General features: G+C 48.2%; 20 protein-coding genes. 5 read left to right on the plus strand and 15 right to left on the minus strand.

Annotated features, from left to right (window positions below; all coding sequences use genetic code 11):
• Nucleotides 1–110: 110 nt before the first annotated feature.
• The 9 genes from QF049_RS19975 to QF049_RS20015 form a co-directional block, all read right to left on the minus strand.
• Nucleotides 111–1664, minus strand: coding sequence for a response regulator transcription factor (locus tag QF049_RS19975; RefSeq protein WP_307540017.1), 1554 nt, complete (start codon nt 1662–1664; stop codon nt 111–113).
• A complete protein-coding gene (locus QF049_RS19980) occupies nt 1639–3426 on the minus strand; it encodes a sensor histidine kinase (RefSeq protein WP_307540019.1) in 1788 nt (595 codons plus the stop codon). The genes QF049_RS19975 and QF049_RS19980 overlap by 26 nt, the downstream gene beginning before the upstream one ends.
• 251 nt (nt 3427–3677) lie before the next feature.
• On the minus strand, nt 3678–5000 hold the full coding sequence (locus QF049_RS19985; RefSeq protein WP_307540021.1) for an SGNH/GDSL hydrolase family protein: 1323 nt from the start codon (nt 4998–5000) through the stop codon (nt 3678–3680).
• Between the two features lie 303 nt (nt 5001–5303).
• Nucleotides 5304–5594, minus strand: coding sequence for a hypothetical protein (locus tag QF049_RS19990; RefSeq protein WP_124118739.1), 291 nt, complete (start codon nt 5592–5594; stop codon nt 5304–5306).
• 165 nt (nt 5595–5759) lie between these two features.
• Nucleotides 5760–6623 (minus strand): inositol monophosphatase family protein, encoded by an 864-nt coding sequence (locus QF049_RS19995; RefSeq protein WP_373428275.1) that lies wholly within the window; start codon nt 6621–6623, stop codon nt 5760–5762.
• 107 nt (nt 6624–6730) lie between these two features.
• Nucleotides 6731–7732, minus strand: coding sequence for a UV DNA damage repair endonuclease UvsE (gene uvsE, locus QF049_RS20000; RefSeq protein ID WP_307540025.1), 1002 nt, complete (start codon nt 7730–7732; stop codon nt 6731–6733).
• Nucleotides 7733–7887: 155 nt separating this feature from the next.
• Nucleotides 7888–8211, minus strand: coding sequence for a hypothetical protein (locus QF049_RS20005; protein WP_036614107.1), 324 nt, complete (start codon nt 8209–8211; stop codon nt 7888–7890).
• A gap of 30 nt (nt 8212–8241) precedes the next feature.
• Nucleotides 8242–9342: a D-alanine--D-alanine ligase gene (locus tag QF049_RS20010; protein WP_036614110.1), complete on the minus strand. Its 1101-nt coding sequence runs from the start codon at nt 9340–9342 to the stop codon at nt 8242–8244.
• Nucleotides 9343–9479: 137 nt separating this feature from the next.
• Nucleotides 9480–10478, minus strand: a complete 999-nt coding sequence (locus QF049_RS20015) for an amidase domain-containing protein (protein WP_370511462.1) — start codon at nt 10476–10478, stop codon at nt 9480–9482.
• Between the two features lie 383 nt (nt 10479–10861).
• On the opposite strand from QF049_RS20015, the gene acnA reads away from it, so the two are divergent.
• Complete coding sequence (gene acnA / locus QF049_RS20020; protein ID WP_036614112.1) at nt 10862–13576, plus strand: aconitate hydratase AcnA; 2715 nt, start codon at nt 10862–10864, stop codon at nt 13574–13576.
• Between the two features lie 140 nt (nt 13577–13716).
• On the opposite strand, the gene QF049_RS20025 is transcribed toward acnA, so the two are convergent.
• From QF049_RS20025 to QF049_RS20045, 5 genes are all read right to left on the minus strand, one after another.
• The gene (locus QF049_RS20025) at nt 13717–13926 is read right to left on the minus strand and encodes a hypothetical protein (protein ID WP_307540028.1); all 210 of its coding nucleotides are present in this window, start codon (nt 13924–13926) and stop codon (nt 13717–13719) included.
• Nucleotides 13927–13939: 13 nt separating this feature from the next.
• Nucleotides 13940–14500 (minus strand): VanZ family protein, encoded by a 561-nt coding sequence (locus tag QF049_RS20030; RefSeq protein ID WP_307540029.1) that lies wholly within the window; start codon nt 14498–14500, stop codon nt 13940–13942.
• Between the two features lie 27 nt (nt 14501–14527).
• A complete protein-coding gene (locus QF049_RS20035; RefSeq protein ID WP_307540030.1) occupies nt 14528–15391 on the minus strand; it encodes a M15 family metallopeptidase in 864 nt (287 codons plus the stop codon).
• 99 nt (nt 15392–15490) lie between these two features.
• A complete protein-coding gene (locus tag QF049_RS20040; RefSeq protein ID WP_307540032.1) occupies nt 15491–16579 on the minus strand; it encodes a HAMP domain-containing sensor histidine kinase in 1089 nt (362 codons plus the stop codon).
• Nucleotides 16572–17267: a response regulator transcription factor gene (locus QF049_RS20045; protein WP_124118747.1), complete on the minus strand. Its 696-nt coding sequence runs from the start codon at nt 17265–17267 to the stop codon at nt 16572–16574. Before QF049_RS20045 ends, QF049_RS20040 begins: the two co-directional genes overlap by 8 nt.
• Nucleotides 17268–17351: 84 nt before the next feature.
• Between QF049_RS20045 and QF049_RS20050 the strand changes: the two genes are divergently transcribed.
• The 4 genes from QF049_RS20050 (at nt 17352) to QF049_RS20065 (ending at nt 20695) form a co-directional block, all read left to right on the plus strand.
• A complete protein-coding gene (locus QF049_RS20050) occupies nt 17352–18302 on the plus strand; it encodes a helix-turn-helix transcriptional regulator (protein ID WP_150364266.1) in 951 nt (316 codons plus the stop codon).
• Nucleotides 18303–18376: 74 nt separating this feature from the next.
• Nucleotides 18377–19195 carry a zinc ribbon domain-containing protein gene (locus tag QF049_RS20055; RefSeq protein ID WP_307540036.1) on the plus strand — a complete coding sequence of 273 codons (819 nt, stop codon included), beginning with the start codon at nt 18377–18379 and terminating at the stop codon, nt 19193–19195.
• 467 nt (nt 19196–19662) lie between these two features.
• A complete protein-coding gene (locus tag QF049_RS20060; RefSeq protein ID WP_017690769.1) occupies nt 19663–19830 on the plus strand; it encodes a hypothetical protein in 168 nt (55 codons plus the stop codon).
• A 175-nt stretch (nt 19831–20005) separates the two neighbouring features.
• Nucleotides 20006–20695, plus strand: a complete 690-nt coding sequence (locus tag QF049_RS20065) for a hypothetical protein (RefSeq protein ID WP_307540038.1) — start codon at nt 20006–20008, stop codon at nt 20693–20695.
• A 530-nt stretch (nt 20696–21225) separates the two neighbouring features.
• On the opposite strand, the gene thiC is transcribed toward QF049_RS20065, so the two are convergent.
• Nucleotides 21226–23010, minus strand: coding sequence for a phosphomethylpyrimidine synthase ThiC (thiC, locus tag QF049_RS20070; protein WP_307543347.1), 1785 nt, complete (start codon nt 23008–23010; stop codon nt 21226–21228).
• Nucleotides 23011–23234 lie beyond the last annotated feature (224 nt).

Here is a 23234-nt window from a genome sequence, read left to right on the forward strand (position 1 = left end):
TTGAATACACAAAACCGTCTTGTTGGTTCAAAAAACAGAGGAGGACAACAGCCTCCTCTCGGCGCTGTTCGTCCTCCCCAGACATGAATTACATGATTGGTAGTCCATTGTTATATGCCGATCCTGCGGAATTCTGTAGGTGTCATACCGGTCCACTTTTTGAACACCTGACTGAAATATTGTGAATTCCCGCCGAATCCGAACAATTCAGCAAGCTCGAATACTTTCACATCCCCGCCTCTGCGAATATGGTCACATGCGCGTTCAATGCGCAGACGATTCACGTAATTGGAGAAATTCTCGCCTGTGACTTTTTTGAAAATTTTGCCCAAATAATCCGGATTCATATACAACATCTGATGGGCGACTCCATTGAGCGAGAGATCTGCCTCTCCATAATGACGATCCACGATATCCATCATCTTCTCCACGGCAGAAGACTGGCGACTGATATGGTTTTTGTAATACCCGGAAGTTAATCGGGCCGCACTGCTTGCAACAAAAGACTTCAAACCAGATAACGTATCGATATGCGGCAGTTCTGCCATACGCTGGGTGAATTCCGTTGCCTCCTCTGGCGGACAGACATGGACCATCGCTGAGTATAGCTGCACTACGTAAGAGCGGGTCAATTCAATTTCCAGCTGCTGACGCGATAATAGATCAAACAGACGATCCACCTCTACCGCTGTTTCCTCGGTATTGCCCGATTTGATCAACTGACACAGTTGCTCCGCATCCTGTTCTACATGTACGCCGTCGCATTCTCCGGCCAGAACCAGATCATTCTTCGTAATCAGCTTGCCTTCACCGATAAAAAAGCGATGGTTCAGATACTGCAATGCCTCACGAAACAAACGCCTGGATTGAATCATTCGATCTGCTTCACTCAGCGCAGCGGTCACTTCCAATTTATATAGTCTGGTGAACGCAGCCCGAACCTCTTCAATACTCTCTTTCAGTCCGGCCGGATCAGCTGAATCCGCAAGCAGGATGAGGAGTTTGCCTTCAATGGTTGTGCTTAACAGGACATGCGGGAGCAGGTCACTGGCAATGTTTTTGATCGCAAATAAATGACTGTAATCATGTTCATCTACAATTCGGAACAGCAGTAACCGAACTGCGTTCTCTTCAAGCTCCAGATCAAACAGCTCCTGATAATACTCCAGATCAACCGGCCCATAGGTTCGGTTGGTCATGAACTCCAGCAGAAATTGCTCCTTCACATGTGGAAGGACACGCTGCAATCGCTGTTTCATCTCACCGGCAACATGCTCCTTCACCTGAGCATCCTGATGTTCCTGCAACAGTTCAGTTAATGCATCATGGATCTGATTCTCGTTGCAGGGTTTGAGCAAATAATGCTTCACACCGTATTGCATCGCTCTGCGAGCATATTCGAACTCCTTGTAGCCGGATAACATGATGAAACGTACACCCGGATATGCTTCAGATGCCTTCTCTATGAGTCCGAGACCATCCAGACCTGGCATGGAAATATCCGTAATAATAATATCGGGTCTCGACTGCCCAATTTTGTCCAATGCTTCAATCCCGTTCCTCGCCGTACCCACCAATTCCGTTCCTGCCGCGGCCCAATCGACCACTTGGGAAATCCCCTCCAGAATGACACGTTCATCATCTACGAGCATCACTTTGTACATCGTCATCGTCCTCTCTGATCCAAGGTATGCTGATCGATACTACAGTTCCTGATCCGGGCTTGCTGCTCATCACCATTCCACCTTCATCACCGAAGGTCAGTCTGATTCGTTCCTGGATGTTAGATAACCCAATGCCCTGTCCTCTTGTCTGAATACGTCCTTCGTGTAGTTGTTCCAGGAATTCCGGTGTCATCCCCGGACCGTCGTCCTCGACTTCAATAATCACCTTATCTCCATCTGCTCTCGCCCGAATACGGATCCGGCAAGGGTCAATGCTTGGTTCGAGTGCATAATGTATGGCGTTCTCCACCAAAGGCTGTAATGTTAACTTCGGTATCCGCGCCGTTCCTACCTCTGGGGCAATTTCCATGTCGAAATCCAATCTTTCCTCAAAACGCGTACGCTGAATCGTCACGTAACTGCGGACAATGTCCAGCTCTCTTTCCAGCGTAATCCACTTCTCGGACATATTCACAGAGCTACGCAGCAGAAATCCGAGAGCCTCAACCATTTCCGAGATCTGTCGTTGCTTCTGTACTTTAGCCAGCCAGTTAATCGATTCCAGCGTGTTGTATAGAAAATGTGGATTAATCTGCGCCTGAAGCGCTTTCAACTCAGTCTCACGAATCACCAGTTGCTTGGCATAATTCTCATCAATCAATTCACGTATCCGTTGAAGCATCATCTTGAATGTGCGATGCAGCAGTCCAACCTCATTCTGTGGAGACATCGGAACATTGCCAAGTGCTGCCTCCTCCAACTTATCCAGATCTCCTTTTTCGATATTACGCATCTTTTTGATCAACTGCGCAATTGGATGGGTAATACTGCGAGAGAATCTCGCTCCAATGATAAGCGCCGCCAGAAAAATCATAATGAAGATCACCGTTACCAACTGTTTGACAAACTGGATCTTTTTAAACATCTGGTCAAACGGGGTTGTGTACAAATAGGTCCAATCCGTATAGGAAGAATGAGCACGAGCTACAAAGTGCCTCCCCTGCTCCAACATGGCAATTCCATAGGGCTGGGTGCGCTTCAGTTCAGATTCAATCTCGGCTTCACTGACGGCTGATTCTGTTGGATAGATCACTTCTCTTCCATCAGTAATCAGTAATTGGGAGTCCTCAGCCGGTTCTTGCATCTGGTCCTGTACAATTCGGTCCAGCCGGACGCGGATGATCAGTGTGCCGAGGTCCTCCAATGTAAATGCTCCGCCAATAAAGGATTTCACCTGTCGGACCGACAAGAGCCGGGACTGTTTATCCCCACTGGTATGCCAGGCATTGGATCCCGAGTATTGCTGTCCCAGTGCAACCAGTTCCTTTTGCTTCGACTCCGAAATTCCCTCCCGATTGCCTGCGGCCATAACGTTATTATCATTATCGATAAATAACATGGAATAGACGTATTTTTCGGAACCGGCATAAGCGACTAACCTGTTGGTAATTTTTTTACGTAAGCCATTTTTCTCGTAACCCGTTTCGACCTTTTTCAGTTGGAGCAGATACTGCTGAAGCGGCTCGTCCGACATCACCTTGAAGGAGAGATTAGAAATTTCACGAAGTTGATTCTCAATACCTACGGAAGACATATTGAGGACCTGCGAGGATTTCTCATAGATCTGACGGTCATAGATACTGAACACATATCGGAGTACGGACGCATAAAACGTAAAGCTGATTAACATCAAAAGTCCGATGAGAAGAATCGTTTTGTGATGAATCGGCAGTGTTGTGAAAGCGTTCTTAATTTTGTTCATCCTAAGCGCTCCTTTGGCTTGCGAGGGGTGCCTGTCATGCTATAGGTTAGTGGTTTTATTGTAAGTTATTTTCATATTTACACATCCATTGGTCATCTGACAAGATATATTTATGCAACATTTCAGGTCATTAGAGAAGGTATACATCTGTGTCAGCAACGCAAAAAGAACACAAAACAGCCAGAATACCTTGAACAAATCAAGGTATTCTGGCTGTTTGAATAACATCATGTTAAAGCATGAAATACAATTTACGGATTAACAAAAACAGTTTTCAGCTTAGCTACATATTGCACATCAAAGCCAAGACCTTCAGCCACCATGGCAAGTGGTACATATGTTTTGGACTCTTTGCCTACCTTATTCAGGAATGCAGGTGTATCCACAGTAACCGATGCTCCATTTACCTTCACAGCATTGGCACCAATCTTCACAGCAACCTTTCGGTCTCCATATGTAATGGTTGCGGTTGAAGTTTTGTTATCCCACACCGTAGTAGCACCCACAGCGTTTACGATGTCTTGAATCGCCACAAAGTTTTTGCCGTTACGGATAATCGGTTTGTACGGTGTATTCAATGTTTTGCCACTCACGATAATATGCATTGGTTCACCTGTGGCAGGTACAGTCAGCTTGGTGTAATCTCCCCAAATCGTTTTGGCAAATACTTCGGCAATGGCCGCATATCCAAATTGGTTCGGGTGGAAATCACGATCTTTGATCATATGTGTCATCGTACCTTCACCACCAACAAACTCCTTGGCCACGTGTGCCACTTTGACATCGGTACCTTGAGCAGTGAATTGTGCTGCAATGCCATCAATGGTCTGTGTGAAACCTTGGGATGCCTCCATCAGTTTGGCATACAGTGCCTTGCCTGCTACTTCTGGCATCGGTTGATACTGGTCAGCGATGACAATTTTAGCTGTCGGATTAATTTCATGGATATCATTAATCGTTGCACTAACATTGGCTGTATATGTTGCGAGTAATTCTTTTACCTTGGCTTGCAGATCCTGATCGCTCAGTTTGTCTGCTGTACCGAGAAGCTCAGATACATCATTTCCCCCAATGGTAATTGCAACCAGATTGGCCTGTGCTACACTCTCACGGATTGCAGCAGTATTGGCTCCCATCTGTCCCGCTCTTGGATCAGGAAGACTTGGTTGAATGGCTTCAGAAGTCAGCGTTTTGCCATCCTTAATTGCAGTAGTGAAGTTTTTCAGGCCACTGGTTTTCAATCCGGCAATCCCGTAGTTGTCCACTTGTGTACGTCCATGCAGCAAACCTTGCTCATGCAGACGTTCTACATAACCATAAGGCAATTCTTGTGTGTTGGGCTCATAACCTACCGTTATGGAATCTCCCAATGTGACGATGCGGAACTCCTTGGTTACGGCTACTGCATCTTTCTTCGCAGTCAGCGAAGCCTCGTTAGTACCTGCTGGCAATACACCGGTTTTGGTATCAGCCGCGTGTGCAGGCAATGCGGATGATGTAAAGAGCAGCATTCCTGCCAACATGCTTACCGTTAAACCGGCAGCAGTATTTTCCCATATACGTTTACGCTTCATTCAGGGTAACACTCCTTCTCGTGAATCTATAATTACACTAAATGTACGTGTTCAAAAAGGTCGGTTTTCAGTACCGAGAAGATGGGATGAAGCTAGGCATCCTTCGTAATCAAAAGCGGACTTTTTGAACAACCTCACTATTGTATAGTACATTGGTCATTCCAATGACATCAGTTGGTGTTACTCTATTCTATCATTTTAAATTAGGTGTTGTCCTCTCTGCTGAGAGCACACATGAAATAACAGACTCCCTGATGGGGAGCCTGTTATTGGTTAAGCTCAGCTATGACGTTCAGTGATTAGTTAAGATTGCGGCTTATTCGAGTCCTCAGAATTTGAATGACCCTTGTCGCTCTCCGGTTTGTTCCCGATAGTTCGCTCCAGATATCGATCATAACGATCATCCACTTCGCGTGCCATCTTCCGGTACTTTAACGTTTCCTCGACAATTGGATCACGTTCTGTCTGGATTCGCACTTCATACTTGGGAGGAATCAGCTGGCGTTCACGCTGATCGGTGTCGCCGGACTCTTCCATGTCCCCTTCCGTCAGCATATCACTGAGCCGTCGTTCCAGTTCTTTGGATTCATCCATTGTTTTCGCTCCTTTAATTAAAGTCATACATGCGTTACCTATACTATTGGACGTCCACTTCGTGTACAGAATCATCTTCCGCTTCCTTAGATGCTATCTGTCCCCTCCGTTAATGTACTAATGTACAATTGCAGGTTAGCTAAAGCATCGATGAGTTGTATAAACTCACTCCAGACCAGTAGCCTTCGCTTCCTTCAGCACATCCGTCAGTGCATCATGGATTTTGCCATTGCTGGCAACGACATGACTCACAGACAATTGATAAGGTGTTCCAATGGTATCCGTTACCTTGCCGCCGGATTCTTCAACCAGCAGCGCACCTGCGGCAATATCCCACGGTTTCAATCCAACTTCGGTGTAGGCGCTGAGGCGTCCTGCGGCAACATATGCCAGATGAAGGGCGGCAGATCCGCCTGCACGCAAGTTACGAACTTGCGGAGCAAGCGCCTGCACAGCGGCCATATTCAGTGGCAACGCAAAGGTTGTGTCTGCCGGGAATCCAACCGCAATCAGGCTCTGAGCCAGTTCTTGTTCACCAGATACAAGCATCCGGTTTCCGTGAACATATGCTCCTTTCCCTTTTTCCGCAACAAACATTTCATCACGGGAAGGGTCGTAGATCACGCCAACAATGACTTCACCATTGTGAGCCAATGCGATGGACACCGAATAAAACGGGAATCCGTGTACAAAGTTCGTCGTTCCGTCCACAGGATCAACAATCCACAGGAACTCTTCTTCCTCGGCCTCTTTCAATGCTTTTGCCGAAGCTTCCGGTCCCGGTTCGACGCCTTCTTCACCCAGAATGGCATGGTGGGGAAAATGCGTAAGAATCAGGCGGCGGATCATCTGCTCCGCTCCTTTATCCACTTCGGTCACCAGATCTTGGGGTGAATATTTGGTGCCAAGTTCAGCTACCGTCCCAAGACGGCTTTTGATCCATTCGCCAGCTTTGGAAGCTGCATTAATGGCAACGGCAGTATAGCTTTTGCTTGTCACGACATAAGGTGTCTTTTCCTTCTCATTCAAAGCGTTCACTCTACTTTCTATATCAATCTACGAAAAGTTGAAATACTTGTTAAAAGTATACGCCCCACAGGTCGTAAAGTTTCTCGTTGCCCAGGCCCCTTTTGGCACTACGGATGAATGATGACGGTAGACTCGTCCACCCACTCCACGCCCTCTTCGTGATAGAATGCCAGCTTCTGCATCAGTTGTACAAGTGCCTCATCTTTGCGTTTAGCCTCGATCATCACGTCAATCCTTGGGGTATCTGCTGCGATATGACGCAAGAAATCGAGCACAGGCTCTACCTCTACACCATCGGCGTGACCTCGCAGATCCTTCTCACTCTTTGGACTGGAGACATGGATTTTGGGTGGCAATGGCTGATCAGCCGGTGAATCTGCCTGGGCAAGCGGTGACTGCCAGGTCTTTAGAATATCAGGCCACAGATCCCATGCCTGTTCTCCTTCGTTGTTCACCCAATGGTGATGGATATCCAGTACCATGGGCAATCCCAAGCGCTGGCACACGGCAAGTGTCTCAGGCGCATTGAACGTTTTGTCATCATTTTCGAGTGTGAGCCGCTCCTGAATGTCCCGATCCAGCTTCAAAAAGTTTTCTTCAAAACGAAGCGCCGCCGAAGGCTTGTCCCCGTATGCACCACCAATATGTATATTGTTCTTGGCAGTGGCATTCAGCCCCATGGCATCCAGCATCCGAACATGATGACGAAGGTCGCGAATCGAGTTGTGCAGAACTTGCTCGCGGGGGGTACTAAGTACGGTAAAATGATCCGGATGAAAGGACACACGCATATGATTTTCCTTCACAAAATCACCAATGGCCGCAAAGTCCTGCTTCAGTGCCGGGAACGGGTCCCAGTCATTCAGGTCCTCGTGTGTTGCCAGTGGAATCAATTTGGAAGAGAAGCGATATACATGAATATGGCTACCCTTGTTGTGCCTGAGCAAACGTAATGTATTGTGCAGGTTCTCGGCTGCAATCCGTTCGAGCTTTCGGATCGCTGCTTCCCTGTCATCGATTTTGTTAAAACTCGACATGGTCATGGTCCGGGAAGGCGAGGCATTCTCTATAAGCACGGACATTGCCACGTAACCAAAGCGTACGAGCATGAATCTCTTCCTCTCTATTAGGGCGGGAAACCCGCACGGCATATTCAGCCATCAGGATGTACCGTCACTGTATATAACCAAGTTTTACCCTAAAAGAGTGACCATAATCGTATTCTGACAAATCAGTCTATCCGACCCGCACTTACAGTCAACAACTACTCCTGTGCTTGCTCTCCAAAGAACATCTCATCGGCAAGGGCAGTCTGAATGCGTGATTCTTCCTCAGTCAATTTGCGGATGAGTTGCATCTCCACCTCAGTTACCTCTTGCCCCTGGAAGTTGATCTCCGCAATGGAAACCACGATCTTGACGATGGCTACAGCCACGTTATCCGGTGTGTATGCAATCACTTTCTGGCCGGTAGGAAATACCCGGAAGCCCTGTTTGACCATTTTGCCGCGTCCGTATTCAAGCAGTTCGAACAGCTCCTGCTCATTCTTGAACTTGCATACGGAATTGAATTCAGTCTGAAATCCCATACATATCCCTCCTGATCTTGTGGTCGCAGGCTACGCCTGTACGCCGTTCTCGTAATTCAGTGCCTGCTTGCGGTTGTAACGCTCCAGTGCCAGCTCAATCATGCGATCCAGCAGTTCGGCATATGATACACCTGTCTCACGCCAAAGAAGTGGATACATGCTGTATGGTGTGAAACCAGGCATGGTGTTGACTTCATTAATAAGCAATGCGCCGTCATTTTTCCGAATGAAGAAGTCGGCACGTGAAATGCCGTTACCTTCAATCGCACGGAACGCCTGCAAAGCTGCCTCGCGAATGCGATCTGCGGCCTCTGGGTCCAGTGGAGCTGGAATAAGCATCTGTGATTGACCATCAATATACTTGGCTGCATAGTCATAATACTCACCGGAGGATACGATCTCGCCTGGAACAGAAGCCATGGGCTCGTCATTGCCGAGGACACTAACCTCAACTTCGCGGGCTTCAACGAACTCCTCTATGACAACCTTCGTATCATACCGAAGTGCGAACTCGACAGCTGTCTTCAGCTCATCGCGGTTACGTGCTTTGGAGATGCCTACACTTGAGCCCAGATTCGCCGGTTTGATGAAACAAGGATACCCCAGCTGATCTTCGACCTGTACGATCATTTCGTGCTCTGTCTGCTTCCATTGTGTCGCGTTAAAATACGTAAAGGCACATTGGTCAATGCCAGCCTGTGCAAACAGCTTTTTCATGACCACTTTGTCCATGCCGCCAGCCGAAGCGAGTACACCCGCACCTACATATGGCATATCCGCCATCTCGAACATGCCCTGAATGGTGCCATCCTCTCCAAACGTACCATGCAGCAGAGGGAACATCACGTCCAGCGCTTCTGCTCCGCCATACAAACGGCCAAACAGGGCGTTCAGCGCATCCTGCGTTCCACCCGCCGATTGCTCCAGCTTCAGATCTTCAATCTGCGCGAACGGCGCATGCATGACAGGTCCTTTTTTCCACGTCCCCTGCTTGGAGATATAAAAAGGAACCAGTTCATACTTTTCATAATCAAATGCGTTTGTTACAGCAAACGCCGTTTGCAGCGACACCTCATGCTCGCCCGATTTTCCGCCGTACACGACGCCTACTTTTAATTTATCCATACTCATGTGTACCCTCCGATTATCTGTGCCTGATGCTGTCATGTTTGCATGCTCAGCACCCTTGTTATTCTGCTTGTGTTATCTGGTCTTATTTTACACGGAACTGGATGTCTGCGTCACCGCATCCCGAAAATCTTTCGTCATCAAAACTCATCTGCAATATGAAAAAGCCGGTATACCGTCCGCTCCGTCCAAGCGTAAGAATCCCGGTAATCCCAAAATCGGTGACGGCTGCTAACCGTATGTGCGTTAACAAGCGGCATACCGCCCGCATCAAACGCGGTCACAACGGTGCTGTGCTGAAATCGTCCATCTCCATCCCAATCGTAGAGAATAACATCGCCGAGCATCAGCTGCTCAGGACGCTCCACTTCTGTCGCGGTCAGACCCCAGCTGCTGCCTGACAAATAACGCTCCAGACTGTTGGAAACTGCCCAACTGTAACTCCACATTTCAGAGCCGTTCACATACCCTTTATACCACCAGCCGGCTTCTCTTCTACCAGTATAGTGGATGGGTGCGCCCCCTGCAAAGAGACATTGGGACACGTAATTGGTACAATCCACATCAAATTCCTCAAATGCCGGATTGCCCGCATTCCACCACCGATCTGCATAGGCAACTGCCAGATCTCTGCGATATGACTGTTGCCGTGAGCTTCTTCCTTGACCCAATACTTCCCGATTCAGCAGCGGCCGATTCATCGCCTGTACAAAATCAGCTTGTTGAAACGGACGCCCTTCCCCAGCAGGGCGACGCTCCGGCACTTCTCGCTCGACCCGTCCAATGATCCATCCACCACTCTGCCGTAGAAAGGTTAACCGCTCCCGCTCAATCCGGTCCTCCCGGTGGGTGATCCCGCTCTTCTCGTAGAACAGTCTACTGTACAATTGTACATCCACCACCGCTTCTTCCTGGCCATCCATAAGCGTGCGCACAAGCTTGGCGCTGGTCTCGCTGCGAAGAGGCACGGCGCGCCGCTTACGATACCATTCGTCCAGCCTTGCCATACGCTCTCCCCGTTCCACCACGAAGTCAGGATCGGTAACGATCCGTTCGCTGGTCTGTGGACGGTAGTCGATCTCACAGCGATTGTACTGGTTCACGTAAGTATATAAGGCACTCTTCCATTCCCGTTCCAAGCCTATGTCCCCCTTTGGCATGAGTTCTGTCTGGAATATTGCATTGCGTATATAAACTCCTACTATTCATATGAAAGGGTCTTCGGTTGTATGTACACGGCTCAGGAGGGAAATCCGAAATTCGGCAAATACAGGTACACAAGATATCTTATTCCTGCTCGCTTCACGAAAACGCCTTCAACGCTCCAAAAGCTTGCTTGATCAGGCAAAAAGACCTTTACGTACGGAGGTGAAAACGGTATACTTAAAACTAAAGTTATGATTATGAAATTACGTTTCATCTGATGAAACTAACGAACAAGAACACGGAACGATGAAGGCCTGTTCTTCACCTAAATGAACGTTTTCTTCATCTCACCGACACATCCCAAGGAGGTACATGTATGTCAGCAAAGAATCATTTCTCCGCCGCTCGCAGTCTTGAGGTTGGAGGCAAGTCTTACCGCTACTACAGTCTCGATGCTCTTCAGGAAAACGGCCACGGCGATCTTTCCAGGCTTCCTTTCTCCATTAAAGTGTTGCTTGAAGCAGCAATTCGTCAATTCGACGGACGTGCCATCACCGAAGAACACGTAAAACAACTGACCGGCTGGGCAGATGGCCGTGATAATAACAAGGAAATTCCATTCATCCCTGCACGTATCGTTCTGCAGGATTTCACCGGTGTACCGGTTGTCGTTGACCTCGCTGCAATGCGTGATACTGTGAAAAAAGCAGGCGGCGATCCAAAACAGATCAACCCGCTCGTACCGGTCGATCTCGTTATTGACCACTCCGTCATGGTTGATGCTTTTGGTACCAACGATGCACTTGATTACAATATCAAAGTCGAGTTCGAGCGTAATGAAGAGCGTTACCGCTTCTTGCGTTGGGCGCAAACGGCATTCAACAACTTCCGTGCAGTTCCACCATCCACAGGGATCGTTCACCAGGTTAACCTGGAGTATCTGGCTTCCGTGGCAGCAACCAAAACCGTGGACGGCGAAACCGTTGTATTCCCGGATTCCCTCGTAGGTACAGACTCCCACACCACCATGATCAACGGACTTGGCGTTGTTGGTTGGGGTGTAGGTGGTATTGAGGCTGAAGCAGGTATGCTGGGCCAACCGCTTTATTTTGTAACACCGGACGTTATCGGTTTCAAACTGACTGGCAGCCTGAGCGAAGGCGCAACAGCAACGGATCTGGCACTCACTGTTACCCAATTGCTTCGTAAAAAAGGCGTTGTTGGTAAATTCGTTGAGTTCTACGGTCCAGGTCTTGCCAACATCGGTCTGGCTGACCGTGCAACAGTAGCCAACATGGCACCAGAATATGGTGCTACCATCGGTTTCTTCCCTGTTGATAGTGAAACGTTGAACTATCTGCGTAACACTGGCCGTCCTGACGAGCAGGTAGAATTGGTTGAAGCTTATTACAAAGCTCAAGGCATGTTCCGTACTTCCAGCACCGTTGATCCTGAATTCACAGATGTGATTGAACTGGATCTCGGCTCTGTTGTACCAAGTCTTGCAGGACCAAAACGTCCACAGGATCGCATCGAGCTGACACAAATGAAAGAAAGCTTCAACAGCATCATTCGCACACCTGTAGATAAAGGCGGCTACGGTCTGAGCGATGAGAAAATCGAACAATCCGTACCTGTGAAGCATCCGGACGGTTCCAACAGTGAACTGAAGGCAGGTGCTGTTGTGATCGCGGCGATCACAAGTTGTACGAATACTTCGAATCCAAGTGTTATGGTTGGAGCGGGACTACTGGCGAAAAAAGCAGTTGAACGCGGCCTGACCAAACCAGGATATGTGAAAAGCAGTCTGACCCCAGGTTCCCTTGTGGTTACCGAGTACCTGGAAAAAGCAGGTCTTATCACTTATCTCGACAAACTCGGATTCAACGTTGCTGGCTACGGTTGTGCAACATGCATCGGTAACTCCGGCCCACTGCCGGACGAAGTGAGCGAAGCTATTGCTGAGAACGATATGACCGTAGCGGCTGTATTGTCCGGTAACCGTAACTTCGAAGGCCGTGTGCATGCACAGGTTAAAGCCAACTATCTCGCATCACCACCACTCGTTGTGGCATATGCACTTGCAGGTACAGTGAATATTGACTTTGAAACCGATCCAATCGGTTATGATACGAACAATGAGCCTGTGTTCCTGAAAGACCTCTGGCCTACCTCCGAGGAAATCAAGGATACTATCGCAAGTTCCCTGAACGCTCAGATGTTCCGCAACAAGTACGAGAATGTATTTACAGCCAATGAGCGTTGGAATTCAATTTCTGTACCGGAAGGTGAATTGTACGAGTGGGATCCGAACTCCACATACATTCAGAATCCTCCGTTCTTCCAAGAGCTTGGCGACAAGTTGAACGATATCGCAGATATCCGTTCTGCACGTGTTATGGCATTGCTTGCGGATTCCGTAACAACGGATCACATCTCGCCAGCAGGTAATATTGCACCATCCAGCCCAGCTGGACTGTATCTGAAAGAGCATGGCGTAGAGCGCAAAGACTTCAACTCTTACGGTTCACGTCGTGGTAACCATGAAGTCATGATGCGTGGTACGTTTGCCAACATTCGTATTCGTAACCAGGTAGCTCCTGGTACAGAAGGCGGTATCACGAAGTACCTGCCAACGGACGAAGAAATGTCCATCTACGATGCTTCCATGAAGTATCAGGATGAAGGACAGAACCTGATCGTTATCGCAGGTAAAGAGTATGGTACAGGAAGCTCCCGTGACTGGGCGGCAAAAGGAACATTCTTGCTCGGCGTCAAAGCCGTTATCGCGGAAAGCTTCGAGCGGATTCACCGCAGTAACCTGGTCGGCATGGGCGTAATGCCATTGCAATTCCAGGAAGGTCACGGCTGGTCCAGCCTTGGTCTGAACGGACGTGAAACGTATGACATTACTGGTCTCAGCAATGATGTGAAACCAGGACAAGAATTGAAAGTTACTGTAACTCGTGAAGACGGTACACAGTTCGAATTCCCTGTCATCGCTCGTCTGGACAGCATGGTTGACGTGGATTACTACCATAACGGCGGTATCCTGCAAACCGTATTACGTCAAATGATGAAAAAAGCTTAATTACATGAATCATTAATGCGATGAAGTTATTCAAAAAAGCTCCCCGCCACGTGCTGATTGCACGTAATGGGGAGCTTTTTTGGCTCTGCTTTTTATAATCGGTATACATTTAAAAATCAATTTTAAAGGCCAACTGCCTTTTAATGCCCAATGTGATGTGAGGCTTGATCTAACAGTTGAATCGTGCCCATGATCAGAAACAAACACGACAGAGAAATTAACGAGCCTCCAACCCATCTAGACATGATCACTCGCTCCGTAATCTGTTTTTCCGAAGCATCCGTTACCTTGTGTGGATACACGAGAAACATTAGCCCTGCGCTAATGAACAGTACAGCCATTATAATCAAGTTCTTCCCCTCCTTACACATGACTTTCCTTAGAATTTAACTTTTTCGTCGTCACGCGGGATTCTCCTCCCGACAACACCTTTTTCAGACCCATAGCCATGGTATAAATAATATATCCAATCAAGCCGCCGAGTGTATTAAGCATCAGATCATCCACATCTAATATGCCCATGCCGGTCACTAACTGTGTCACTTCATAGCCCAGACTGAGCAGCAGAGACAGTATGAGTACCTTTACTCCAGAGAATAACTTGTTGCCCGTCAACACAGGGATGAAGATGCCCAGAGGGATAAAGGCCAGTATATTGCCTACCAGATGGATTGCGGTGCCAGGACGATGTAACGACAGACTGTTCCAGTCTCGTGAGATTTCCTGAAATGGTGTCAGGTTGACGGTTCGGGTATGGACCAGATCCGGTTGTTGCAAGAACGCCATCAGTCGATCGCTCACGATGCCAAAATCCACCGGGCTTCCTTTGAACAGGATCAGCTTAGTCAGCAGATATAAATAGATAATGAAAACAGCAGTCCAAAGGATGTAATGTTTGGTTTTCTTCTGGTTGTTCTGCTTCATGCTGCTCTTCCTCCCTTGTGTTGCCTGCTATTTCTTTACGGTGACGATGATGCCATCCATGTTATCACCCGATATTTCAGTTTGGCCGTGCTCAGGTATGTAAACGGTCGTATCTTGGGTGGCCTGGTAATAACGGATATGATACTCCTCACCCTCTACTTCAACAGTAATGTTCTCTTTGTCTTTTAACAAATCAAGATACTCCTCCAACACCAAATTATTCTTATGCATGATAGCACTATGCGGCAGCCCTACATATCGAAAGTGCCATGGTTCATACTGAATACCCGTGATACGTACTTTATCCTTCGGGTATCGCAAAATAAATCCGTATTTCCATGCATTCTTCTCCAGCCAGGCACCCTCTGGTGCTTCATTCATGGCAGCCAGGCTGGAGCCGATATCCAGGGATAACCCGAGATTGTGCTCACTGTGACCCGCAGGAAGTGCATAGTCTGAACCCTTTTCCTGATATAGCTCGTCCTGCTTTTCAAAGTCCCTGTACCCGCTGCTGACGAGAAAATATCGAACTCCCTCTTCGCCTGCTGCTTCCACCATCTTCTGAAACTCCTGCGCCACCTGCCGGGATAACATGATTTTCCGATCCATGATTCCATATCCACGAAGCAGCTCATCCTCATCCGCTATATATACAATATCGGATTTAACCCCTTCCGCGCCAATGGGGTATTGCTTATTAACCAGTAACAAGTTCCCCTTATATACCTGATCCTGAATATTTCCCGTGACGGATACCGTATAACCTGCCGGATTTTCGCGCGTATTCTGAATCTCGATGGGCAACTCATCCTTCTGCTGAAGCCATCCTGGTGATTGTGTAACGATATATCCGATCAAAATAATACATATCAAAAAGCCCCACTTCTTCATGCTTGTTCCTCCTTTTACCTCATACATCAAGGATAGACAACACAAGTTAAAGAAAAAGCAGGGCAATTTTAAAGTTTTTCTTAAATTTTGACGTCAACCTTATTGGAAGACGGGCAAACGAACTTCGAACTGCGTCCGTACCACATCGCTCTGGGCCGAGATTGTACCGTCATGCTGCTCCACAATATTGCGAGCGATAAACAGTCCGAGGCCTGTCCCACCCTCCTGAGGAGTCCTGGCACGATCTCCGGTGTAATACATATCGAAGATATGTGGCAATTCTTCCGGACGAATATGTCCACCATAGTTAATTACCTGAATGATGACCTGTTCTGCATCCCGATATCCATTAATATCTACGTACATGCCATCCTTGCCATGCCGTGCAGCGTTAATTAGCAGATTCTCGAACACACGGGCCAGCAGCTCGCCATCACCGGAGACCGTAAGGTCAGTGTCTATTTTCAACCGGGCGACTAGTTGGTTCTTTTCAAATACAGGATAGAGTTCTTCGTTCATCTGCTTCAGCAGTTCGCTAAGATCCAGCTGTGTCTTGTTTATAGGCAGCATGCCATAATTCATACGGGTAATTTCGAACAAATCATCAATCAGCTTCTCCAGACGCTGTGATTTGGTGAATGCAATCGACGTAAAGTGCCGTACCTGCTCCTCCGTTAGCTGATCATCTTTCATGAGCAGATCCAAATATCCAAGCACCGAGGTCAGCGGTGTTCGCAGATCATGCGCCAGATTGACGACAAGCTGGTCTTTACTATTTTCAGCAAAATCCCCTCTTTCCACCGCTTCCCTTAACTTCTCACTTGCCAGGTTCACATCCTCCGCAATCGTACCTAACTCGTCCTTCGAGGAGATCTGCACACGATGCTGAAAGTCGCCATTGGCCAAATGCCTGATCCCTGTAGAAATGTCCTTGAAATACGTCGCGTAGGGCTTGGTAAACCAGAAGAAAAATAAAATGGCCAGTGGAATAAATAAGATCAGGAAGAAATAGATATCTCCGATACTTTTCATAAAATGACGATATTCAGCGAGCTGATCCTCTGCACGGACACCCGAATAATAGGCTTGTAAAAGCTTGTAAATCCCATAAGTGATTGCGCCAGAGGCAAGCATGCTTAACCCTAACAACATAATCATGGTTGTACGAAAACTTCTTCGTTTAGTCATTAAACGTGTACCCCACGCCCCAGATCGTTTTGATAAACTTGTTCTTGTTCACATCTTCCCCCAGCTTTTTGCGCAGGGTCCGAATGTGGACCATCACGGTATTCCCGCTCTCATAATAGGCTTCTCCCCAGACCTGTTCAAAAATACTTTCTGCACTGAACACCTGCTTGGGGTGGCTCGCGAGCAGATACAAAATATCGAACTCCTTCGGTGTTAGTTCTACTGATTTGCCGTAGAGTGTAACGCGATGTTGATCTGGCGTAATGATGAGCCCGCCCTTCTCCAGAATGGACCTCTGAACAGGCGCAGACTGGCTGAATTGCAGAGAGCGACGCAACTGAGAGTTGACCCGGGCAACAAGCTCCATCGGATTAAACGGTTTGGTCATATAATCGTCCGCACCCATCACGAGTCCCGTAATTTTGTCCATATCTGACGTTTTGGCACTCAGGAAAATGATCGGCAAATGATGCTGCTCCCGAATTTTACGGGTCACCTCATACCCATCCATGCCAGGCATCATAATGTCCAGAATCGCCAAATCGATCGCTTGGGTCTGAACAACTTGAACCGCCGCCTTCCCGTCAAAGGCCTTGATGGTGTGATATCCTTCTTTTTGTAAATGTAAAGCAACCAGATCAGCGATCTCAACTTCATCGTCTGCGATCAGAATCGTAATTCGCTTCATTGCTTATTCCACTCCTATGTGTGATGCTCAACAATATAACATATTTGAATCCAACAGATAAACCAATGAAAGGAATCCATAGATATGAAACTGGAGCGTTTATTAGCCATCGTAGTGCTGCTAATCAATCGTGGACGGGTACAAGCCAAAGACTTGGCAGATATGTTCGAAGTATCGATCCGGACCATCTATCGGGACATCGATACATTGGGTCAAGCAGGCATCCCTGTAGTGACGTATCAGGGGGCAAGCGGCGGGATTGGTCTGGCAGAGGGCTACCGATTGGATCGAAACGTGTTAACAGACAAGGATCTCGCTTCCATCGTCACTGCACTGCGCAGTGTATCCACTTCCCATGCTAATGCGGCGCGTGAACTTCTGGTCGAAAAACTCAGCAGTATCGTACCTGAATCCAAAAATGACGATTTTCAGGCCAATACCAATCGATTCATCGTGGATTATTCAACCTGGACGCATCCCGAAGCGCTGAAAATCAAGCTTGAACTTATCGAACAGGGCATGGATCAATTACGACCCGTAACCTTTACCTACTGCAGTGCGGAAGGTATACATACTCACCGAACTGCCGACCCTCATACCATCGTACTCAAGAAGCATTCCTGGTACCTGTATGCTTTTTGTCACGAGCGAAATCAATTTCGCATGTTCAAGCTTGTGCGCATGCAAGATGTCACACTTGCTAATGAGCACTTCGAGCGTAAAGTCATCAACCCACAGGACAGACCCTGGCAACAGGAATGGAGCCGTCCAGACAATCAAGCTAGGTTAACCTTGAAATTCCATGCTCGCGTCCGTCATATTGCGGAAGAATGGTTTGGGATCGAGAACGTCATCCATGATGGGAATGGGTATTATATCAGTCAGGTCGCTTTTCCAGAAGATAACTGGCTGTACGGCTTCATCTTGGGCTTTGGGGCGGATGTTGAGGTGCTGGAACCCTTGCATATTCGGGATAATGTGTGCCGTATAGCCGAACAAATTGTTCAAAATTATATACCTCCGACTCAAACCTGACAGACAGCTGTCCAGTTCCTCCCCGTATACTTCAGAATATATACAATCTGTACATATTTGAGGAGGAACTAATCATGAACGTCACTGTATGTCAAAGCTGCGGCATGCCGCTCACAATCCCTGCCCAATTCGGAACGGAAGCAGATGGAAGCACAACCCGTGAGTACTGTATCTATTGTTACAAAGAGGGCAAGTTTGAGCAGCCTGGTATGTCACTTGAAGGCATGACGGAGATGTGCACTGCCATTCTGAAGGACGAAGGCATGGATGAGGAATCCGCTCGTTCGATGCTGCGTAACCAGCTTCCTTTTTTGAAGCGTTGGCGCACAAATACAATGGATCAACATGCAGAATCTCTCGCTGAAAACTCTACTGCTTCTGCTAATCCTGGTCAGGCAACAACAGATCATTCGTTCTCTGCCCAGCCCGTTCGTTATGTCACGCTCCCAGGCAAACGTCTTGCCGGCGTATCCGCCCGCACAACCAACGCCATTGAGATCAGTGGCAAAGGCTGTATTCAGGGACTCTGGAACAATTATTTTGCCTCAGAGCACCTCCCTGCACCTGAAGTTGTTCGCTATGGCTGTTACACGGATTACACCGATGGCATAACCGGAGAATACACCATACTGGTAGGGCATGAGGTCAGTCCGAACGAATCATTGCCTGAAGGATTGGATGACATTCAACTCCCTCCTGCAACTTACGCCGTATTCACTTCCAGAAAAGGACCGATGGCAGAGGTTGTTGGCGAAGCTTGGGGAGCCGTGTGGGCATGGGACAAACAAAGTGATCGTACGTTCACCGGGGATTTTGAATTGTATGATGAACGCAGCCTGAATCCCGAAAGTGTACAAGTGGATATATACATCGCTGTTCGCCAAAGTAGATAAAATCAACACGATACCACCTCAGACAGGATCAAAATTTCCTCGCATCCTTCTTCATATCACGCAAGCTGCCGAGTACACTCGGCAGTTTTTTTGTTATATCCGTAACTACATTACCCCTAAACAACCCGACCATGGTACCAAGTTAGTTAGCATGCTTTGCATCATTTAACCAGATAATATGCCTCATAAGCGGGTACCATTGACTTCCTTAAAATTGGGACTATTCACATAACAACAGATTCGTTTCTCCCATATCAATCCTTTCAAATCAGGTCCTTTACTCCTGAATTTCCCTAAAAACGTTTACATCTCCTTAAAACCGGGTAAAATCACTACAATCCAATTGGAATTACGCTTTAAACTCTTTTATTTCGTCTAACAAGTCACATGTACCTATATGCCCACCTGGCATGGTAACCAGTCGAAATACATAATTCAAAAAAAATCGCATCAAAGGAGGAACCAAGATGATCCGCATGCCTATTCAGCAAATGATCCCGTACCATCACCAATATCCGCGCAACACGGCGACCACTGCTCCTAAAAAGGAGAATGAGAACACTCAAGGTCTATCCTTTCATGAAATTTTACAGCAAAAAATGGCGAAGAAAAATGCTTCTCCTTCCCTTAGATAAAAATGGACACCGGACCCTATTCGAATCCGGTTACCGTCTTTCCGCTGCTTGCCGGGAAGGCGGTTATTGGCGTTGAGCAATAAACGACTGTACAGTTCTCAGGCATGTTTCTATAATGGTTTAAATATCTACGATTTCCATCACATTATACGAACTGTAAAAGGGGACTTAGCCTATGATCACCATTGGTTGTTTTCACGCACACTATTCCAACATCGCCTTAATTGAAGAAACGCTTGCTCCTTATGAAGTTGAATTGGTCCATTACGTCGATCCAGGTCTGGACCGCCTTAAACATGACGCTGACTTTTCCGAGGTCGTCATTCACGAGAAGGTAGCCCAGACGCTCCACTGGATCGCTGAGTGTCATGCAGATGCCATTCTGGTCACGTGTACCCTCTTTGCGACAGTACTGGAGCAGGAAGCCACACAGGTCCCTGTGCCTGTGATCGGCATAGATGATCCGTTATTGCAGGAGATGCGGCGAGTACCGGGAGATTACATAATTGCATTCACCAACCCGGCAACCGTTGATGGGACGATGGCACGGGTGAATCAGGCGTTACAGCAAGAGGATGGAAGTGGGCAGCTACACGTTTCCCAGACAGCTCAGACGGAAGCGGTGTGCATCCCAGGGACATTTGAGTTGATCATGCGTGGAGATCAGCAAGGGTATCTCGAAGCGGTACGTGAAGGCTTACAGCAGATTGCTGAGCAGTATCCGGGTAAAAGGGTAGTTGCAGCCCAACTATCTATGGCTCCCGCAGCTGCACAGGTTACAGCAGACACAGGCATTGCGATCCATAGTCCGCTGGCATTGCTTGCGGAGTATTTGGAGAAGAATTTGGGTGTGGTTCGACAGTAGTAGCGGATTTGGAGTGACATATTACACTCACTAAAAAAATGTGAACCTACTATATTGGCTCCTTTTGCAAAATAAAAACGCTCTCGAAGAAGGGCATTTCAAATGGTATAATCACTATGTACAGCCAATTTGTGGTGGGAAATAGGCTTGCCTCCAGTGGGAGGTGATCCTATGAACTTCTCTTTTAACGACGTAATCGTGTTTGCGATGTTAATTATTGCGCTCCTGACATACATCGATCGTAAAAAGAAGTGACCCGCCACAGGTTGACGGCCTGACGGGTCACTTCATCTGAACTTGCTGCACTCGGAGGAATACCCACCGCAAATGCTGTGCAGGAGTAGCCATTGGCCTGGCTACTCTTATTGGTGTGTACTTACATTCATTTTATTAAACATCTGCTAGACAATCAACCATAATGCTGATAAAAAGTATCAGGAAGCTGATCAATAAGATGAAGAAGACGACATGATAGCAGTATTCTCACCTTCAAACGATGTCAGACTGCCCAGCTTGCGCTGTAACGGCGCCTAGGACCGTGTCCGATATTCCTCGGCCTTTTCCTGCATGCCCGCTGCTACAGCCTCATTCTCGGACAATCCCTTATCCGCCGCAAAGGCCCGAATGTCCTGCGTGATGCGCATACTACAGAACTTTGGTCCGCACATGGAGCAGAAATGAGCTTCTTTGGCTCCTTCTGCTGGCAGCGTCTCATCATGGTAGGACAGCGCACGTTCAGGGTCCAATGACAGGTTGAACTGGTCACGCCAGCGGAACTCGAAGCGTGCCTTGGACAATGCGTCATCCCGGCGTTGAGCACGTGGATGGCCTTTCGCCAGATCGGCGGCGTGGGCCGCGATCTTGTAGGCGATAACCCCTTCGCGCACATCATCCTTGTTGGGCAGGCCCAAATGTTCTTTTGGCGTAACATAACAGAGCATCGAGGTGCCGAACCAGCCAATCATAGCCGCACCAATGGCGGATGTGATGTGATCGTAACCCGGGGCAATGTCGGTCGTTAGCGGTCCCAGCGTATAGAACGGCGCCTCTTGGCAAATCTCCATCTGCAAGTCCACATTCTCTTTGATCTTATGCATCGGCACGTGACCCGGGCCTTCGATCATCACCTGCACATCATGTTTCCATGCGATCTGCGTCAGTTCCCCAAGCGTAGCCAGTTCTGCCATCTGAGCTTCGTCATTGGCATCGTAGATACTGCCTGGACGAAGTCCATCTCCTAGCGAAAACGCCACATCATACCTTTTCATAATCTCGCAGATTTCTTCAAAATGGGTGTACAAAAAATTCTCCTGATGATGCGCAAGGCACCATGCTGCCATAATGGACCCACCGCGAGACACAATGCCTGTCATCCGCTTGGCGGTCATCGGGATATAACGCAGCAGCACGCCTGCATGAATCGTAAAGTAGTCCACGCCCTGCTCTGCCTGCTCTATGAGCGTGTCACGGTATAACTCCCAGGTCAGCGCTTCCGCTTCGCCATTCACCTTCTCCAGCGCTTGATACAGCGGTACCGTACCAATCGGCACAGGAGAATTACGGATGATCCATTCCCGGGTGGTATGAATGTTTTTGCCTGTGGACAGATCCATCACGGTATCCGATCCCCAGCGTACTGCCCAAGTCATCTTCTCCACCTCTTCCTCGATGGAAGAGGATACGGCAGAGTTCCCTATGTTGGCATTGATCTTCACGTGAAAATGACGACCGATCAACATCGGCTCACTCTCCGGGTGATTGATGTTGGATGGCAGAATGGCCCGTCCACTCGCCAGCTCCTGCCTCACAAATTCCGGTTCCACGCCTTCACGAATGGCGGCGAATTCCATCTCTGCCGTGATGACTCCCTGTCTCGCGTAGTGCATCTGGGTCACACAGCGTCCTGTCTGTGCTCGCAGCGGTTTGCCACGTAATCCGGGATACTCTTCGGCGCCGGCTCTCTTCCCTCCAGGCTTCAGTCCGTTATCCTCCGGTTTAACCGTACGGCCCTGATAAGCTTCGACATCGCCACGCTCTGTGATCCAACGGGTGCGCAGGGCTGGCAGACCTGCACGGATATCCGCATGAAATGCGGGATCGGTCATAGGGCCGCTCGTATCGTAGACACGCAGCGGTTCGTTATGCTCCACCCCTTGGGGAGTATTCGTGTCATGAAGGGCTATCTCACGCTCCGGTACAGCAATGTCCGGCCGTGAGCCCTGAATGTAGACTTTGCGGCTGCCCGGAAAGGGCTGAACCCGTCCGGCCGCTCCTGTTTCTTTTTCCACCTGCTGATCGTTATGTTCCTGTTCCATCGCTTGTTGTCCCGTTTGATTTCCTGTACTCATGTTCGCTTGTCTCCTCCTCAGTGTTCATCGCTTGTTTGGTTGGTATCGTCATTAGCTCACTTACGTACCTGTCCCAAATCATGCAGAGCGCAGAGAAGAAAGAGCGATCCTACGCCAGACCAGGAGAGACACTTTTCATGTACAGTTAACAACAGACCGGAAGTCAGCACAGATCATGGATCTATGGTGAC

Source organism: Paenibacillus sp. W4I10 (genome assembly GCF_030816325.1).
Taxonomy (GTDB): domain Bacteria; phylum Bacillota; class Bacilli; order Paenibacillales; family Paenibacillaceae; genus Paenibacillus; species Paenibacillus amylolyticus_B.

Coding starts and splice junctions, on each gene's coding strand:
- QF049_RS19975 (WP_307540017.1), bottom strand. CDS start 1,664: ATGTACAAAGTGATGCTCGTAGATGATGAACGTGTCATTCTGGAGGGG.
- QF049_RS19980 (WP_307540019.1), bottom strand. CDS start 3,426: ATGAACAAAATTAAGAACGCTTTCACAACACTGCCGATTCATCACAAA.
- QF049_RS19985 (WP_307540021.1), bottom strand. CDS start 5,000: ATGAAGCGTAAACGTATATGGGAAAATACTGCTGCCGGTTTAACGGTA.
- QF049_RS19990 (WP_124118739.1), bottom strand. CDS start 5,594: ATGGATGAATCCAAAGAACTGGAACGACGGCTCAGTGATATGCTGACG.
- uvsE (WP_307540025.1), bottom strand. CDS start 7,732: ATGCTCGTACGCTTTGGTTACGTGGCAATGTCCGTGCTTATAGAGAAT.
- QF049_RS20005 (WP_036614107.1), bottom strand. CDS start 8,211: ATGGGATTTCAGACTGAATTCAATTCCGTATGCAAGTTCAAGAATGAG.
- QF049_RS20010 (WP_036614110.1), bottom strand. CDS start 9,342: ATGAGTATGGATAAATTAAAAGTAGGCGTCGTGTACGGCGGAAAATCG.
- acnA (WP_036614112.1), top strand. CDS start 10,862: ATGTCAGCAAAGAATCATTTCTCCGCCGCTCGCAGTCTTGAGGTTGGA.
- QF049_RS20030 (WP_307540029.1), bottom strand. CDS start 14,500: ATGAAGCAGAACAACCAGAAGAAAACCAAACATTACATCCTTTGGACT.
- QF049_RS20035 (WP_307540030.1), bottom strand. CDS start 15,391: ATGAAGAAGTGGGGCTTTTTGATATGTATTATTTTGATCGGATATATC.
- QF049_RS20040 (WP_307540032.1), bottom strand. CDS start 16,579: ATGACTAAACGAAGAAGTTTTCGTACAACCATGATTATGTTGTTAGGG.
- QF049_RS20045 (WP_124118747.1), bottom strand. CDS start 17,267: ATGAAGCGAATTACGATTCTGATCGCAGACGATGAAGTTGAGATCGCT.
- QF049_RS20050 (WP_150364266.1), top strand. CDS start 17,352: ATGAAACTGGAGCGTTTATTAGCCATCGTAGTGCTGCTAATCAATCGT.
- QF049_RS20055 (WP_307540036.1), top strand. CDS start 18,377: ATGAACGTCACTGTATGTCAAAGCTGCGGCATGCCGCTCACAATCCCT.
- QF049_RS20060 (WP_017690769.1), top strand. CDS start 19,663: ATGATCCGCATGCCTATTCAGCAAATGATCCCGTACCATCACCAATAT.
- QF049_RS20065 (WP_307540038.1), top strand. CDS start 20,006: ATGATCACCATTGGTTGTTTTCACGCACACTATTCCAACATCGCCTTA.
- thiC (WP_307543347.1), bottom strand. CDS start 23,010: ATGGAACAGGAACATAACGATCAGCAGGTGGAAAAAGAAACAGGAGCG.